This window comes from Streptomyces sp. NPDC051286 (assembly GCF_044455345.1).
Classification (GTDB): Bacteria; Actinomycetota; Actinomycetes; order Streptomycetales; family Streptomycetaceae; genus Streptomyces.
Window position 1 is genome coordinate 47,025 of record NZ_JBITER010000029.1, and the last position, 17,386, is coordinate 64,410.

At 65.1% G+C, this 17,386-nt stretch carries 12 protein-coding genes; 4 read left to right on the forward strand and 8 right to left on the reverse strand.

The features are described from left to right. Window positions 1–2,802, forward strand: a complete 2,802-nt coding sequence (locus tag ACIBB8_RS26035; protein ID WP_398956001.1) for an RNaseH domain-containing protein — start codon at window positions 1–3, stop codon at window positions 2,800–2,802. A gap of 174 nt (window positions 2,803–2,976) precedes the next feature. Then, a complete protein-coding gene (locus ACIBB8_RS26040) occupies window positions 2,977–3,660 on the forward strand; it encodes a DUF6087 family protein (RefSeq protein WP_398956003.1) in 684 nt (227 codons plus the stop codon). A gap of 3 nt (window positions 3,661–3,663) precedes the next feature. Here ACIBB8_RS26040 and ACIBB8_RS26045 read toward each other — a convergent pair whose 3' ends face one another. From ACIBB8_RS26045 to ACIBB8_RS26065, 5 genes are all read right to left on the reverse strand, one after another. Then, window positions 3,664–4,044: a hypothetical protein gene (locus ACIBB8_RS26045; protein WP_398956005.1), complete on the reverse strand. Its 381-nt coding sequence runs from the start codon at window positions 4,042–4,044 to the stop codon at window positions 3,664–3,666. A gap of 278 nt (window positions 4,045–4,322) precedes the next feature. Continuing rightward, window positions 4,323–5,090, reverse strand: a complete 768-nt coding sequence (locus ACIBB8_RS26050; RefSeq protein ID WP_398956007.1) for a hypothetical protein — start codon at window positions 5,088–5,090, stop codon at window positions 4,323–4,325. Window positions 5,091–5,479: 389 nt separating this feature from the next. Beyond that, window positions 5,480–5,902, reverse strand: a complete 423-nt coding sequence (locus tag ACIBB8_RS26055) for a hypothetical protein (protein ID WP_398956009.1) — start codon at window positions 5,900–5,902, stop codon at window positions 5,480–5,482. Next, window positions 5,899–6,105 carry a hypothetical protein gene (locus ACIBB8_RS26060; RefSeq protein WP_398956011.1) on the reverse strand — a complete coding sequence of 69 codons (207 nt, stop codon included), beginning with the start codon at window positions 6,103–6,105 and terminating at the stop codon, window positions 5,899–5,901. Before ACIBB8_RS26060 ends, ACIBB8_RS26055 begins: the two co-directional genes overlap by 4 nt. Next, window positions 6,102–6,680, reverse strand: coding sequence for a DUF6907 domain-containing protein (locus tag ACIBB8_RS26065; protein WP_398956014.1), 579 nt, complete (start codon window positions 6,678–6,680; stop codon window positions 6,102–6,104). Before ACIBB8_RS26065 ends, ACIBB8_RS26060 begins: the two co-directional genes overlap by 4 nt. 175 nt (window positions 6,681–6,855) lie before the next feature. Between ACIBB8_RS26065 and ACIBB8_RS26070 the strand changes: the two genes are divergently transcribed. Together ACIBB8_RS26070 and ACIBB8_RS26075 are read left to right on the forward strand one after the other, a co-directional pair. After that, entirely contained in the window at window positions 6,856–6,987 is a 132-nt protein-coding gene (locus ACIBB8_RS26070) for a hypothetical protein (RefSeq protein ID WP_398956016.1), read from the forward strand. A gap of 323 nt (window positions 6,988–7,310) precedes the next feature. Beyond that, a complete protein-coding gene (locus ACIBB8_RS26075) occupies window positions 7,311–9,983 on the forward strand; it encodes an AAA family ATPase (RefSeq protein WP_398956018.1) in 2,673 nt (890 codons plus the stop codon). Window positions 9,984–10,523: 540 nt separating this feature from the next. Here the strand turns inward: ACIBB8_RS26075 and ACIBB8_RS26080 are convergent. The 3 genes from ACIBB8_RS26080 to ACIBB8_RS26090 are packed head-to-tail and all read right to left on the reverse strand — an operon-like array spanning window position 10,524 to window position 17,118. After that, window positions 10,524–13,862: a type I restriction endonuclease subunit R gene (locus ACIBB8_RS26080; RefSeq protein WP_398956020.1), complete on the reverse strand. Its 3,339-nt coding sequence runs from the start codon at window positions 13,860–13,862 to the stop codon at window positions 10,524–10,526. Further along, window positions 13,862–15,133, reverse strand: a complete 1,272-nt coding sequence (locus tag ACIBB8_RS26085; RefSeq protein ID WP_398956022.1) for a restriction endonuclease subunit S — start codon at window positions 15,131–15,133, stop codon at window positions 13,862–13,864. The genes ACIBB8_RS26080 and ACIBB8_RS26085 overlap by 1 nt, the downstream gene beginning before the upstream one ends. Then, complete coding sequence (locus ACIBB8_RS26090; protein WP_398956024.1) at window positions 15,130–17,118, reverse strand: N-6 DNA methylase; 1,989 nt, start codon at window positions 17,116–17,118, stop codon at window positions 15,130–15,132. Before ACIBB8_RS26090 ends, ACIBB8_RS26085 begins: the two co-directional genes overlap by 4 nt. Window positions 17,119–17,386 lie beyond the last annotated feature (268 nt).

Sequence of the window (17,386 nt, forward strand, 5' to 3'; positions counted from 1 at the left end):
GTGACCCAGCAGGACCGCGAGCCCGGGGTGTACCTGAACACCCTCGCCTACCGCTGCACACCCAAGCTCGTCGGCGACGCCGCGGTGTACGTGCGGCACTTCGACAGCGAGACCGAGAAGCTGTGGAGCGACTTCAGCAGGCAATGCGCACGACGCTACGGCGACGACGCGGCGCAGGCCCCGTACTCCATCGCTACCACCGTGCTCAGCACCCTAAGCGGCGGCTACGTCTACTTCGACCCCGACTTCCGTGGCCCGTTTCTCGCCTCACGCGAACCGCTGGACAGCGAGCTGCTCCGTCAGGTGTTCACCCTCACCCACGCACTGGCGCTCGGCGAGAAGATCGACACCATCGACCTCGACATGGCTCCTGAGCTCGCCAAACGGATCGCCGCGTCACCAGAACACCGATACGCGCTCGCCGACCACCTCAAGCCGATCGACGGCAAGCAGCCCAACGCCCCCGCATGGGTCTACAGGACCGTCGCCTGGGACCTCTCCCGCCGCATGGCCGGAAAGTGGGCGATCTCCGACAGCAGGAAGATCGCACTGCGTCCCGACACCACCGGCGGTCTGGTTGCCCTGGAAGAACCCTGGCAGAACGAGCAGGGCGGTCGGTACGCCCTCTCCCGTACCGCGTTGCGGCTCAAGACCCTTCCGAACATTGCCAGTCCCGTGCTCCTGGTGTCGTCGAGGGTGACCCGCATCTCCTCCTCGTTGATCTTCTCGAAGACGGCCCTGGCTGTGCAGCCCGGCTCTGGGCGTCCGCTCCTCGAAGTGTCGCTCAACGGCTGCGGCGCTGCCCGCACCGTGAACCGGCTCGCCTTGGAGGCGCTGGGGCGTCTGGAGATGGACTACTCGATCCTGAGGACGATCGACCAGCGATCCCGCAGGGAACAGGAACTTCTCAAGGCGGCCCGCGAGGAGAAGAAGCCGGCGGCCTTCCCCCGCGAACACCCCGGCCAGGTGTGGCCGGTCCTCCCCAAGAGCTATTCCTTCCCCATCGGTACCGGCACAGGGATGCAGCACCTGCGCCTTCTCTATGGCCACGTCGCCGAGGCGTTCGGCGACGTGGCCGTGCCTCTGACAATGCGGGAGGCGCCCATGACGCTTCCCCACCGGCCGACCGACCCCGAGCGCGTTACCAAGAAGGAGCTCGAACGCCGCAAGGAGGAACGGGAGAAGAGCGAGAGCAAGGAGCCGCTCCGGGCGCGAGGCAGCGCCGTGCCCACGCCGGAGTCCGTTTTCTCCGCCGTCGAGGCCGCCGGCTTCAAGAAGCTGCGCATCGCCTGCCTGTGGTACCGCGACGAGACTCGGCTGCGGATGCTCGACACACTCTGCAAGACCTACGGCATCGACCCCATGGGGCTCGACCCGCACGACGGCCAGGAGTTCAGTCTTCACGGCGACCAGATCACCGCGGTGCTTCACCTGGCCACCGACTTCCTCAAGCCTGGTGGAACGGACGGCAGGCGAGAAGCCCTGGCACAGACCGGGGCTTCGCTGGTCTCCGGGGACGGGATTCTTGTCGGCGCCTGGTGCGAGACCGAGAAGCCCGAGGCCGTTGACGAGCAGAACGGCGCGGACGCCGACAGCCGCGACGGCAAGCTCCTGACACGATCGCTCCTTGCCGGTCTCGGCGTTCCCACCCAGTACATCTTGGGCAAGAACGACAAGGGCATCGTCATGCCGAAGGCGAAGGACCACCCGGCCGAAATGGCCCTCCTCGACCTCTACCGCTCGCTCGGGGTCATCGACGACCGCATCGCCAACGCGCTGGAACCCGAAACCTCCGACTATCCCGTTCACCGAGTCGCCCAAGTCGGTGTTCATGTACGCCAGCAGAACCGGCGGAAGGGGGAGAACGGGCCCCCCAAGGTCGTGATCACCGCATCAGCACTCATCCCGCCAGCCCATGTCGGCGGAGCATGGAGCATGCTCGGTTGGAGCTCCACTCGACCCCAGTGGCAGCCCTACCGCAGCGCCCAGCCCGCCTTCCACGCCACGGCCTACCCCCAGGAGAACGGGGACAAGAAGACTCACCGGCAGCGCTGGGACGACGCAGCCGAGGCGGTCGAATTGGCCCTTGGAGACCTCGCGGAGGAGCTGGACGATGTCCCCTACATCGTCACCGTGGACGGGCTGGCCTGCCGCCGCATGTGGGAGGGGCTGCAGAACATGAACCAGGGAGCCTCCCGGACTCCGCGATTCAGCCGCTACTGGCTCCCAGGCAGCTCCCTGAGCAGCGACGAGAGGCCGCGCGCCGTGATCCGCATCAACATCGCGGACGAGGAGGTCCCGCCGCCTGTCAGCACCACGCGTGTGCTGAAGGGACAGGCTGGCGCCACGACAGATGGCGAAACAACTCGAATGCTGTATCAAGTGGATGTGGACTTTGGCGCACCCGTCTGGATCTTGTGCAACGTGCCGCGCGCGTACGACGGCGACGGCGCTGGCCGACTTGGCTCGAAGTACACCCGATGGGACGCCAAGCGGTCCGTCCACTCGGAGAAGAAGGAGGAGCGCCGCAAGGGTGAGATGCCCCAGAACTGGTACTCCATGACCGCGACCGAGATCTACCCGCTGGCCTGCGCCGAGGGCGTCTCGGCGGAAGCCCTTGCCGTGACCACGGCAAAACTTTGCCACCAGACCCTCTTCTGGTCAGACCGGGCCCGCTTCCCGGTGCCCTTGCACGCCGCCAGGCAGATGGACCTTGACCACCCGCAATACCGGCGCACCGCTCCTCCCGACGAGAAGCCCGCCGCCGAGCCGGGTTCTGACGGCGAGGCACCCGAGCAGTAACGGCCGGGGAACAGGGGGCTGTGGAGCTGGGCGTGGCCTGCTGGTCGCGCTGGGCCGGGACTGTCTCGCGGATGTCGGCATGCTGCGCGCTAGCCGCGTCCTCGGGCCCGCTGGAGGAGTGGGCGCGCCGGCGAGCCGAACGGCCAGGCCGCCTCGAACGGCAAGCGGCGCGCGGTGCCGCTCGGCGACGGTCCTCACTGCGGGGCCTACGTCGACCCTGGCGCCCCGAGATCGATCGAAGAGTGGACCGGCACGGAGTGGCAGGTGGTCGGCGTTGTCGAGAACCTGGCCGCTGCCCAGGCCCTTCTGTATCCGCCGCCGCCCGAGCGGGCGAAGCCTACCGAGTGGGGCCGGCCCGCGATGGGCAAGGGCCGGGGCCGACACCGAAAGCCGACCTCGGCGGAGGAGCGGGGCCAGCAGGGCGTAAGCGGTCGTGATCGCCAACTGGGCCAGCCGGGCGATACCTTCAGCAGCTCGGTGTTGAGTACGGGGAAGGGGAGGGGCAGCATGTCGAGGGGCAAGCAGATGTTGCGCGAGCTTGGCCACGCGGTACGAGAGGTGGCCAAGGAGGGGGCCGAGGAGAGCGCACGCACCTATTACTTCAGTGTGTACGATCGCGGCTTCAACGAGGCGGCCCAGACCTGCCTGGGTGTCCTGTGCGATGCCACGGAAGAGTTGTTGGCGAGGATGAAGTCCGGAAACCTGTCCAAGCAAGAACAGGCGCTGTACGCGCGGCTGACTGAACTGACGGCTGAAATGGACGAACGCCTCCGGAACGCCTGCCAAGAAGAGCCGACAGGAGACGCCATGCCGCAGCCGTCCGGCGCCCGACCCGGCCAGCCAACAAGACTGTCCTGAGGCTCACTTCTGAGGATCGGCCCCGTACGTCGCGACGTCTGGCACACCGAGAGCCATGCCGGTGATGCAGCCCTTGTTCCATGCGTCGCGCTCGTCGCCGTCCAGGCCGCCAGGGAGCGCGTCTGCGCACTCCCGCTGTCCCACGGAGGCGGGGTACTGGGTGTCGGGGCCGCCGGGGCGGGTGCACATGTCCTGCCGGGTGGCCACCTCCCCGCCGGTCGTGCAGTACGTGAGGTTGGTGGCGAGGACGCGCTTCGCGTAGTCCGTCGCCGTCTGCTCGCCGAACCGGTTGCCGTCCCAGTACCTCGCGGCCTTGTCCTCCTCGGTGATGCAGCCGGCCAGCGCGAGAGCGGCGAGGGCGAGCGGTATGAAGGTGCGTCGCATGCGCCGGAGCATACGAGAAGTACTCCGCCCCCGCAGGGGGCCGGGGTACCGGCCAGACCGTCAAGTCGTACTCGTCGGTCCAGGGTTCCTCGGTCCACAGGTCGTCGCAGTGGTACAGGCCGGTCAAGCAGGCCGCCCGTGCGGTAGGCGTACACGAACGGGGCCCATAGTTCGGCATGGAAGACGATCACCGGCGATGCGGATCTCTCGAATCGCGGACTACGGCTTTGTCCAATGGGGGAGGTCCCCTACGGACTGCCAGCAGGGCGAAGCGGTCCCTAATCGGTCTGATCCAACTCAGCCCGTAGACGCTCGGCCTCGGCTTCGGCCTTTCGCAGCCTCCGCTCCAAGGTGTACCGCGAGGGTGTAGGTGCGGTGCTCGCCGCCTTCCTGGACTGTCGCTGGCGGGGGACAAGCCACCCGACGCGCTCGTAGGCCGAGATCATCCGAACATGGGGGCAGGAGTAGCAGAGTCGCTCAGGCTCCGGGCTCGGCCAGCCGTCCGCGAGCATCCGTCGGGTGTGCTCCCGATCCCGCTCGGTCTGCAGCTCCGGGTTCGCACGCCACGCGTCCTCGAACTCGGCAGACATCTGCTGAATTCGTTCCGGATCCGCACGACGAGGTCCAGAAGCAGGCACCCAATCGAGACTCGGCGCGATGGCCTCCTCCCCGTGACCGCAAGCCAGCGTCACTTTCCAGAAGGCGGAGATGTGCGGCTCGTCATGGCGGATTATCGACCAAACCTTGGGATCCATGTCGTCCGGCGGCTCGACCGGGTCGGCGGGAAACTTCACCTCCCTCCGCTCTCCCCACTCAGCGATCACGCGATAAGGCGGCGGCGGGGAGTCGTCGTGTTGACAGATCATCTGCCCCGGAGGCAGTGGTGAGTGGAGAGCCTTCCTCTGCGCCTCGTGCGGTGGGGTGCCGTCGTCACGAGTGAGGACCTCGGGGATGCAGCCGCAGTCAAGCTGAACGCGCCACCGGAACACGCGGCTCAGACCCGGAATGAGGAAATCCCAGAGCACCCTCGGGATGTACCCGCGCATTTCGGCGACCTCCGCCTCGCACTCCCGCAGCACCTCCTGGCGAGACCTGGCCTTGCCGGGAAGCCGCTGCACCGTGGGTGTGCTCGGCGGCGGTCGGTCTTCCAGGAGAAGATGGCGACTATTGATTGAAGGAGCACCCATGGCGTCCCCCCGTTCCGCGTCCGGTGTTGCCATTCATCGTCCGAGTGGACTGTGAGTTGCAGCCAGGCACGCTACGGAGCTGGCCGCACTGTCAGGGGAATGTCGCGCCGTTTCACCCGTGTGGGTGGCTGTTCGCGCGGGTGCCGAGTCTTTAAGGACCCATGAGGTTTGCTGTCAGGTGCGGGCCGGGCAGCCGGGGTTGTCCACGAGCTGCACACCCCCGGCCACCGAGGTCTTCGCGGTCGTCCTCACGCAGCCATTGCTTTGGTTTTCGCGCGGGCCTGCCGCAGCAGGTCCAGCACCTGGTCCATCACGCCCTTGGAGTCCTGGGTGCGGTCGATCTCGCTGAGGACGATCTTCCAGATCTCCCTCCCGCCCGCTTCATTCTCCTCGTAGTAGGCGTTGCGGATGCCCTCGCGGATCGGGTCCTCGGTGAAGGTGGCGTAGATGCCAAGGAACTGGCGCACCATGAGCCCGCTGGTCTGCCGCGGGTCGTAGGCGATGTGGTGGCCGTCGCTGTCGATCCGGTGAGTGAAGTACTCATCCGAGCCGAGCGAGGCATGTTGGATGTGGAGATGCTGGTTGCCTAGCCCGTCGGACAGCTGTCCGAAGTGGTCGCACATGCGGTCGCGGAAGGCGTCGAAGCCGGCGCGCGTGGTCAACGTCGTCATACCGTCACCTCCGCCGGCTCGCTGAGGAGGTTGCGCATCGCGGTTTCGACGGCGACCTTCGGGGACCCGCAGACGATGATGTGGACGATTACCTCGTCGGCGAACTTCTCCACGGCCGGGGAGCACGAGCCGAGCTCCCGCATCTTGGTGCGGAACGTCTCCACCTCGGCGATGGCGCTTTCGGTGATGGCCGGGACCTTCATGCCGCCACCTCTGGTGGGTTGAGGTATGTGGTGCGGACGTTGACGAGCTGGGCGTGGGCTTCGCGCAGGGAGTCGACCTGCTTCTGCAGGTGGCTGATGACTATCTCCAACGCGTCCGGGTCGAGGTACTCGATGTAGTGGTCGTCGATGGCCTCGATGGATACGAAGGGCAGCCGCTCCGACGGCCGTCCCGAGAAGGGCTGGGACTGGATTTGCCAGCTGAGGAAGCGGAAGTCCTCAGGGCGGCCCGTGTCGCACAGCGGGCCGTAGAGGGGCAGCTCACCGGCCGTGCCGGGGATGTTGCAGTAGATGTCGTGCGGGTGCTCGGGCCTGTTGCTGTCCCCCTTGTGGTCGATCGTGCAGCCTGGCATGCAGGTCGCGGTCACCTTTTCACCGGTAATGGAGCTGGTGAAGGTGAATGTGCGTCGGACAGCGGACGCTCCCATGGCGGGCTCACTGTCGGACGGGGCTACGGGGACGGGCTGGAGCCGGGTGGCCAGGCCGGTGCTCCCGAGAGGATGGGTGGTGTGGTCCTCGGGACCGCCGTTGTTGGCGGCCGTTGGTAAAGTTTTCATGCTTTATCTCCTTCATTGCGGGAGTCGGGCTATGGCCTTACCTCCGGTGTTGAACCCACCGGCCGGGGCCCTTGCTTTGGTGATACGCGACCTATGGAAACCGGGGCGAGAACGCTGTCCCGTTCGAGGGGTCCAGGCTCGGAATGGGGCTATTTCGTGGTAACTGGGGCGTAGAATGCGCTGTTTCGGCTGGCGGGGTGACTCCTCGGGCACGTCCCGCCAGGCGGTGCTGGTGCGGAACTACTGGGTTCTCGCCCGAGCCGCCCGCAACCTCAAGGCCGCAAGCGCAGCACTCACCCTGAGCTGAACATCTTCGATTCCCGGGGCGAGCTTCAGTGATGCGCCGTGTACGACTCGTCGAGCCGTGCTCTCCACTGCCTACAAAGGCCGTCGGCATACGGCGCGACCGAGTAGCCGTACTTGCCGCCCTGACCACCACCTTCACCTCGGGAGCGGTGGAGGGCAACCGTCACCAGAATCAAGCTGCTGAAGAGACAGATGTACGGCCGGGTCAACTTCAACCTCCTGCGATGCCGCATCCTCCTGTCACCTTGATCAACCAGCCGACATCCCCAAATCGGCGGCAGAGCCCACGAAGTGGACCAGAGCCTGAGTGTGAGGATGGGATACGTGACCGATACCATTCCGCCGCGTATCAACCCCGACGTCGATGACGGCCCTGTCGATCCTGCTCAGTTGACGCGGATCACATCGCTGCATAGGGGCTTCCTCTACCAACATCTGTATGCCGTCGGATGCCTGCTGAGCCTCAATCGCGGGGGAGTGGACAGACTGCTGGTCGAACGGGACGAGGACGTGGAAGCCGTCCTTGCGGACCGGCGACTCTACATGCAGATCAAGACCCGCAGCAGAGCTTTGCAGTGGGGTGACATCAGCAGCGCCATCGAAAACTTCGAGAGCGTTCGTGCCCGGCACGCCGCAGGAATACGGCCAGGACGACCCCAGCTGATCATCGTGTCGAACCAGGTCACCGGCCCAGGTCTGACCCAGAAGATGACAGGTGACGACTGGCCGAACGACGTCACGATCCTCACTCCTGGAGCACCAGCCCCCGATTCCTGGCTGCCACCCGCATGGGAGACGGTCGACGAGGCAGTCGCCTGGTGCACCCGTCAGGCGGCGAGGGTCCCGTTTGCGTCCCTGGCGCCGCAGACGCTTGTATGGAAGCTGGCTGCCCGGGTGGTCCTTGCCTGCACCGGTCACGGCGGGCAAATGTTCAATGTCAGTGAAATGCCCGCACTCTACGAGCAGTTCGTCCAGGAACTGCAAGCCTTCCCAGCCCCTCCGGCCCCCTATCTGCCGCAGGCCACCGAACCGGAACTGCTGACGGCCGCCAAGGTACGCCTCATCACCGGCTTCTCCGGCTCAGGGAAGACCGCCTGGGCATCTCATGCTGCCACGCACTGCCCTGAGCCGATCACCTACTTCGACGTCTCCGCGCTCTCGCGCGACGCCGTAGCCGGAGCACTCGCACGCGAACTTGCGGCCCGTCATCTCGACACAGCGCAGCGAGCGGAGCTCCTGCACGGGGCTGGCATCGATGTCCTACGGGCGGTCCACCAACATCTGGCAGGTACACCCGTCGCGATCGTCATCGACAACGTCCACCGACTGAATGCCGCCGATCTGCGAGACCTGGCATCCGCACTGCCCTCGACACGACTCGTACTGCTCGGCCAGCCCCGCCCCGACCAGGCCGCTTTCGCAGCCCACATCGGCATCGCGACGGAAAACCTAAACGGGTGGACGGCCGACAGCGTGGCCGGTGTGTTCGCTGATGCCGAGTGCCCCGTCGACCGGCCCACTGCCGAGCGCCTCGTCACCCTCACCGGCGGCCTGCCGCTCTACGTGTGCCACGCCGCCGCCCTGACCCGCACTCACTACGATCACGACGCGGCCAGCCTCTGCACAGAACTCAGCCAGCGTTGCCACAGCGTCCCCTCCGTCCAGGACCTCATCCTCGAGGAAGTCTTCGCCAGTCTGGACCCAACGGCCCGGACGGTCGCCTTCCTCCTGGCAATGGCCGAAGTGCCTCTGACCGATCAAGAACTACGGCGCCTAGCCCACGCGGCGGAGCTCAGCGGACCGGCCTGTTCACGAGGCACGCGAACCCTTACTGCCTTCGCCATCACCCAGCGCACCGGCCGCTTGCTCACCCTGCACGACGCCACGCGTTCTCTCGCGACGGAGTACGGCCCAGCAGGAAGCCATCTCACGATCGAGCATGCTCTGAGCGGCATCCTGCGCGAGTCCATTGAAGGAGGCAGCGCACCGGTCGGACGTCTGGCGAAATGGGCCATGCTGCTGGCCCGAACCGATCAGACCGAGCAGCTTCTCGAACTGGCCAGCCACGATCTCTTCTTCGAACAGTCCTTCTCCGCCGACCTTGCCCCGATTCTCACCGCTGTGGCCACTGACAAGGACGCCGCACCAGCCAGTCGACTCGATGCGCTGAACGCGCTCGCCCTCCTTGCGTACGCCGCCGACGAGACAACAGACCACGGCCGCCTGGTTGACGACCTTGCCGCACTCGTGGCCGCGCACTCAGCACGGTGGGGCACACGCGAGCGGCTGGTGCTCGCGACCCACCGGATGATCCAGCACGCATCCACCGGTGACCTCGGCGCCATGAACACCACGTACCTGGCAACACGATCCGAGACAGCCGAGAACTCCGTGGCCAGGCGCATCCTGCGCTACACGCAGGCCCAGTGCTTCTCCATCGCCGGCAGGTACGAACAGTCGGACATTCTGGCCATGGACGTGGCCGAGGCGTATTTGGACCACCTCGGGCTCAAGCCCGAGGACGTCCTCGGTGTCGGCGTCGATGAACTGGGCGCCCGTTTGGGACAGCAGGGCACGGACCTCGACGACTGCAAACGCCTGGCCGACTGCCTGGCGCTGACCGTGCGCTGCAAACGAGAACTCGATGAGCACCATGGACTCGCCGCCCTGCACGCCATGAAGTTCTTCCACCTCGCCGGCGCCTGGAGATCGGTTGTCACCATCGGCCAGGAGGTAGTAGACGACTTCGTGGAGATCGGAGACCTCCAGCAAGCTCTTCAGCTCCTTGAGCAGACACTGCTACCCCTCGTACAGCAGCACGCGCTCGATGACCTTGTCATCGGACTTCGCTCCCAACGAGCAGTCGTCATCGCTCACACCGGTGACTATGCCGCCGCCCGAGCCGAAATCGACACCCTCCAGCGCTACGACGTTCCACTTCAGCAAGCACAGGAGATCGAGAACCAGCGCGCCCTCATCGAGCACCTTGCTACCTAGCCCCTCCCACTCACCGTTTGCGCCTTGGGCACTGGGCAATACAGCTAGGGTGGTTGCCGTCTCTGTGACGGAGCGCCTACGGATTGGGTGATTGTCGAGTTCCGACAAGCGCGGAAGTCTGGGTGACCCGGACGACCTTCCGTGGTGACAGCGATCCGGAAGGTGGTCACTAAGTGGTGAGCGTTGATGTGCGCCGGTGGACAGCCGGTGGACAGACGCCTTTGGACCGTGCATCACGGGGTGGCACGGGCCAACCTGCTGCATATGCTCTGATCAGGAAAAACGTCACCACACAGCACGACGAGGCACCACACGACATGATCGCTCACGGTCTCGTAATGCGCAGGTCTTGCCACCTGACGACGCACACCGAATGCACTCCAGCACCCTGAAAGGCTTCCGGGGTGCACCCTTGGGCCTGGAGTACGGCCAGCCTCGCAAGAGCGATGCGGGCTAGGCCGTCTCAGGGTTCTTCAGGGACTGCCACGTCTGTCCCAGGCAGCGTTCAGGGACTTTCCGCGGGGTAAGCAGGCACTGGCATCAAACTTCGTCTCTGGTCTCCTGTAGACGCTGGTGCAACCACTCCAGGATCGCGTCCATACCGTCCTTGGAGTCCCGTCCCTCCTCGGTGAGTGCAGTGAAGAACCTCTCTGCAGTCTCGGCGGACTCGATCATCGCGCCTACCACAGCCTGACGGACCTTGTCCGAGGCCAGGAACTGGTCCAGCGTGTTCAACAATGCCCGCGAGCGCAGGCCCTCGTCGTCCTTGGCTGCATCCAGCAGGCCCATCAAGATGCCCCCGATACTCTCGGGCCCGAACTGCTCGGCGAAGATGTCATTGATCTTGTCGATCACGTTCAGCAAAGGCGCCAGCTCAGGCTCTGGGGCCTGAGCCGGCCCGCCCGTCCCCGTGGTTTTGAGCGGGTCCCCTGCCTTCTTCACCGAGATGTCCTGGACACCCTTGTCCTCGTGCTGCACTGCCACCAGGCGGGCCGCGGATATGTCGACCTTTTGGCCCTTCTGCTCCGGGCGCAGCCATGGGGCCAGCTGACGGCAGAATGCCGCTAGGTCCTCCAGGCTTGACCCGGTGAAGTCATACACCTGCGACACGAAGTCGTACAGCCGCACGAACCCGCTGAGCTCATGCCGGAACCCCTCCAGCCGGGCGACCTCATCCTCGTCCTCACTGGCGACCGCAGCCGCCAGGAGATCTTCGTACCGGGACTTGGGGCGAGACAGGACAGCGGCCAGGTCGTTGTGGGCGGTCTTCGCATCCTTGCCGTGCAGACGCCAGACCCGGACAAATTCATCGACATCCTGTCCATCAAAGACCCCGAAGGTGCGCAGGTTCATCGCCTTGACATGCGCCTGGTTCGGGTCAGTGACCTCAAGGATTGTGGCCTCTTCGTAGTACTTCGCGAATGCCTCCTGGATCTTCGAAGGGTCGTTGACGAAGTCCAGGACGTACGGGGCGCCCTTCACGACGCCGCCCTTGGTGTAGGTGCGGTTCAACCGGGAGAGGGTCTGCACGGCCTGGATGCCATCCAGGAGCTTGTCCACGTACATCGCGCACAGTAAGGGCTGATCGAATCCGGTGGAGAACTTGTCCGCGGCGATCATGACCCTGTAGGTGTCCCCGTCAGCGAACACCTTCGCCAGGTCACCCTTCACTCCGCTTGCTTGCTGCTCGGTGATCTCGTCGAGGACGCCTGTCTCGGGGTCGTCTAGGGTGCCGGAGAACGCGACCAGCGCACGCAGGTCCTGGTAGCCACGCTTGGTGATGTAGGCGTCCACGGCTTGCTTGAATCGCAGGGCGTGCCGTCGCTCAGAGGTGACGATCATGGCCTTGGCGTGCCCGTCCAGCAGGTGGGCTACGTGCCGGCGGAAGTGCTCGACCACGATCTCGGCCTTCTTGGCCAGGTTCGTGGGGTGCAGCATCACGAACCGAGTCAGCGCGGCCTTCGCTGCCTTCGCGTCCACCACCTCTTGCTCCGGGTTCACACCTGCGGCGAGTGCCTGCTGTTCGAGGTGCGCCAGGTCGAGCTCTACGAACTCGCCCGGTCCCACCTCCAACGTCGCTGTCTCCCCGTCGCTCGGGTGAGCAGAAGCCGACACCGGATGCTTCTTGACGGCCTGGGCCAGCTGGTAGGCGGTCTTGTAGGACTGGTAGCGGGTCAGGACGTCCAGGATGAAACCCTCGCTGATGGCCTGCTTCATCGTGTACAGGTGGAACGCCCGCGGCAGGCCCTCTGCCCGCCCCTCCAGGGTCTCTCCGGGCAGAGCGCCCAGGACTTTCTTCGGTGCGGTGGGGTCGACCGCGGGCAGGTCGGTGCGGCCGAACAGCTGTACCGTGCGGTCCTTCGGCGTGGCGGTGAACGCGAACCACGACACCGTCGCCGCAGACTCACCAGTCGCGGCGTCGGCCATCAGGTCCTCGCTGTCGGGGCCCTCCGCCTCCTCGTCGTCTACGAGTGTCGAGTTGGCGGTCTTGCCCTCGACGACCTGCTTGGTCTTCTTGGCCGTGGTGCCCGTCTGCGAGGAGTGCGCCTCGTCAGCGATCACCGCGAACCGGTGCCCGGCCAACGCTGGGTCGTCACCCAGTAGCTTGAGGATTGCGGGGAAGGTCTGGATCGTGACGACCACGATGTGTCGTTTGTCCAGCAGGGCCTGCAGGGTCGCGCGGGACTTGGAGCCCTCGTCCCGGCGGGCGTTGCGGTCGACGTTGTAGACGTAGTCGGTCTTGCCCTCGATTTGCGTGATCGCGCGCTGTACCTGGTCGTCCAGCACGGTGCGGTCGGTCAGCACGATCACCGAGTCGAACGCCTTCACCCCATCGACGTACAACCGGGAGAGGTGGTGGGCCAACCACCCGATCGTGTTCGTCTTACCGGACCCGGCCGAGTGCTGTACTAGGTAGCGCTGTCCCACGCCCTGCTCGCGGACGTCAGCGACCATCTTCGTGACGGCCTCCCATTGGTGAAAGCGCGGGAATATCACCTGCGTCTCAGGCTTGCCGCCACGGCCCTTGGTCAATTCGACCTTGGTGAAGACCAAGGACCCGAAGACGTCCAGCCAGGACTTGCGGGCCATGACCTGCTCCCACAGGTAGAACGCGCCCACCTTGCCCGCCGACGGGGTGGGGTTGCCGGGTCCGTGGGTGTCCGAGCCACGGTTGAACGGCAGAAATCTGGTGTTCTCCCCGTCCAGTTTCGTGGTCATGAAGACCTCGTCCTCGGTCACGGCGAAGTGGACCAGCGCGCCGTAGACAGGCTCTAGCAGGGGCTGGCCGGCAGGCAGCCGGTCGCGCTTGTACTGGCGTCGGGCGTCTTCGATGGTCTGCGTGAACTTGGTCTTTAGCTCGAACGTGGCCACTGGAATGCCGTTAATGAACGCCACCAGGTCGATCGATGTGCGACCATCCTGCGGGCTGTAGTGCACCTGCCGTACGATCCGCAGCCGCACCTGCTCGTATAGGCGCTTGGCCGTCTGCGTGGCCGTTCCGGCGGGGGCCCACTGCACCATGCGCATCTCGGTGCGGTAGTCCACCGGTACGTGCTGGTTACGCAGCAGGGCCAACGTCCCGCCGCCACCCCGGGTAGCCACGGGCGCGGAGCGCAGGGCCACGAGGGTGTCTAGGAGACGCTCCTTCGCAGCCTTCGCCTTCGGGCCCTCACCGATAGCGGCCTTCCACGCCTTGGGATCCTGGTCCTCAAACCATGCGAACACGTCTGGCGGGTACAGGGCACGGGCCGCGTCGTAGTCCTTGCCCGCGTGCGGGTCGTACAACCACCCGTGGGCGGCCAGGTGCTCGCACAGCTCCCGCTCGAACGCTGTCTCGTAGACGACGTTCGCGCCAGAGACATAGTTCATGTCCGCCATTACGCAGCTCCCTGCCCCGCGACTGGGACGCGCTTATGCCCCGTCACGACCGCCGTAATCAACGCAGCCTTGCGCTTCTTCATGAGCTCCACGTTCTCCTGCGCCTTCGCGATCAGCAGATCCACGCGGGCCGTGTGCTCGTCCAGGTAGACCAGGATGCGCTGCTGATCCGAGACGGTGGGAAGGTCCATCGGGAGGTTCCCGATGTCTTCCCGACTGATGTTGAGCATGGAAGAGCTGGCCCCACTGGCTTGCATCTCGATGAAGTCGCGGATCTTCCTGCTGGCAAGGACGTGCGCCACATAGCGGGGAAGAGCCTTGGAATCGTTGAGTCGAAGTGCGTAGAGCTTGTCGCTGAGCATGAGTCGGGGATAGGACCCCATGACCGCAGCCGCGCTACCGACGAGTTCTCGGGTGTTCGCGCGAGAGATGACGAGGTCGCCTCCACGCACCACGGTCTCAGGACGAGGATCTAGCCCTTCCGGGAGCTCCTTGTTCTCGTCTGGACGGAACACACCCCGGTTGGCGGCCCCAGCCTTCAGAACCGCCCAAGTCTCGATGCCATCTGCGGGCCACGGGTAGCACTGCGGACTCCACCCCTGACGGACAGACACCGTCACGTGCTTAAGCCGCAGACCGGGTTCCGCTGCCTCGACGTCGAGTAGAGCCCGCTCGATGAGCGCTGCTCGCCGCTTTTGCAGATGGCCAATGAAGCGCTGCTGGGCGCCAATCAGGGCGTCCATCTCCGCGACCTCACAGCCCAGGTAGTCCGCGATCGCTCGCTGTTCCACTAGGGGGGCGACAATAATCGGGAGCTTGCGGAGTTGGTCATTGTCGATTTCGATCTGCCCGGGGCGCACCCCCCTTGAGAGCCCCTTGCAGAGGTTGGTGTAGGGATCCGAGCGCAGCAGGTAGTTCAAGTACTTCGCATCCGCATCATGCCGGGGAGCAAAGCAGATGTAGTGCCCAGAGACGATGCCTCGGTAGTCCGAGATTCCGACAGAGCCCTGCCACGCCTTCATCCGGTTGACCACGAGCCACCCTGGATGGACGAGCTGATAGATGTTTCGGTTCTCTGCAGTCTGGTTGAGGTTCTCGCGCGACGACTTGGGCACGACGCCGTAGTCCCGAAAGACGGATAGCATCTGCTCGTTGGGGTGCTCGATGTCCTTAATCCGCTCGAACATCGACCACAGGGGCTTCGTCTCCCACCCCTCCGGCAGGGAGCACAGTGCTTCACCCGCGGGGCCGAGGAAGGACAAGTCCTTCACTTGGTGTCCTCCTCGACCTTGCGCAGGAGGGTCATGATCTCGGCGATGGATGCCTCGAGCCGAGCGTCGATCTCCTCCAGGGGCTCCGGCGGCTCGTAGACGTAGAAGTGCCGAGTGAAGGGAATCTCGTACCCGATGCGGATCTTGTTCCAGTCGATCCACGCTCCCTCAACATGGGGTGCGACCTCGGCCTCGAAGTACGCCTGGATGGTCTTGTCACGCGCGTCGTAGGTCTTAGGGCGGCCGTTCCACCCGACAGGGATGATCTCGGTGTCGCGCAGGCCGGCGTCCGGCTCGTCCTGGCCCTTGTTTTTGCCGGTAGGGATGCGGCAGACGTCGGCTGTCTCGTCGCGCTCGCCGAGGGTCTGCCACAGGGCCTTACGTTGCGGGCCATTCAAGCCGATCCCTACCGACCCGAGGTGCAGGCCGAGGCCGCCCATGAATTCCTCACGGTTGATATAGACCTTCTCACCAAACGCGGTCAGGGCCTCGACCAGGCCGTCGACCTTACTCAGGGCCTTGTGCTCGGCGACCAGGGCGACGCGCTCGGGGGTACAAGCGAAGTTCAGGCGTAGGGGCCGCTCGATGGTGGCCTGCCAGTAGGCGAAGTCGAGGTTGTCGAAGATCTTCGACGTCGCGGACTGCTCGCGGTCGCGATACTGGCCGGCGATCAGGGCGCGATCAGCCTCGCTGACCTCGACGCGCTTGGAGCCCAGGCCCTTACGCATCCTGGTCTTGCGGCCGGTGGCGTCGATGAGTTGAACCTTGCCGCACCGGTCGGCCTGCTTGGTGTTGTCGAAGATCCACAGGTAGGTCGCGATGCCTGTGTTGTAGAACATGTCGTTCGGCAGGGCGACGATGGCCTCGAGTAGGTTGTTGTCCAGCAGCCACCCGCGGATGTTGCTCGGCCCGGACTCCGCACCACCGGAGAACAACGGAGAACCGTTCAGCACGATTCCGACCCGGGAGCCGCCCTCAGCCGCGGGGCGCATCTTGGAGATGGCGTGCTCGACGAACAGCAGCGCGCCATCGCTCGTCGAGGGAAGGCCGGGGGCGAAGCGGCTGCCGGGCTGGGCGGCGTCCTCTGTGATGACCTCGACATCCTTCTTCCAATCCACGCCGTAGGGCGGGTTGGACAGCACGTAGTCGAACTTTTCGCCATCGAACTTGTCCTCAGTCAGCGTGTTCCCCAGTGTGATGTTCTTGGGGTCCTGACCCTTGGAGATCAGGTCTGAGCGGCACAGCGCGTAGGATTCTGGGCGCAGCTCCTGGCCGTACAGGACGAGCTCAGCCTGCGGGTTCATCTCCGCCAAGCGCTCCTGAGCGACCGAGAGCATGCCACCGGTACCGACGGTGGGGTCGTAAATCGTGCGGGTCACCGGCCCGGACAAGGCCTGGTCGTCCTCGGCGAACAGCAGGTCCACCAGCAGACGGATTGCGTCGCGCGGGGTGTAGTGGTCACCGGACTCGGCGTTGCTGGACTCAAAGTCCATGTAGATCAGGTGCTCGAACAGCTCACCCATACGCTCGTTCGGCACGGACTCCAGGTCCAGGGGGAGGTCTTTGAACTGCCGCACGATCGCCGCGAGGATGCCTCCCTTGTTCAGCCGGGAGGCGTGGTTGGAGAAGTTGAAGTTCGCGAAGACGTCGATGTCCTCGCTGAACCCGGCCACGTACTCCAGCAGGCCGTCAGCCAGGTCCTGCGCCCCGGCCGCGTACAGACTGTCCAACGTGTGCGGAGTGGTGTTGTAGAAACTGAAAGCGCCGCAGGTGAGCTTGGAGATCTTCGCCCGGCGCATCATCTCGATACTCGTGGACGCGATGACCTGATCGATCTGCTCCCGGTAGGGGGCCATTACGCACTCAAGGCGCCGCAGGATCGTGAACGGCAGGATCACGTCACCGGCCTTGTTGCGCGCGTAGACCCCCCGCAGAGTGTCCGCAAAGCCCCATACAGTGCTATCCAGGTTGTTCAGGGTGCTCACAGTCGTCCTCGACCTCACTTGAGTCTGCAGCAAGCCACCCTCGGCGGGGCCGCTGCATCTATCCGGGGTGAATCCTTGCAGGCGACACCGACACTATGAACGCGGACCTGATACTCAGGAGCTCTGCCGTCGAGCCTTTAACGGCTCTACTGTCCCATGGCCAGTCACCTTCAACAGACAAAGCTGAGTAGTTGTACCGGGAACCGTTCCGTTGATGACCCGCCGGTCCATCACGCGCGGACGTTCTGTGGCGGTATGGGCGGAACGA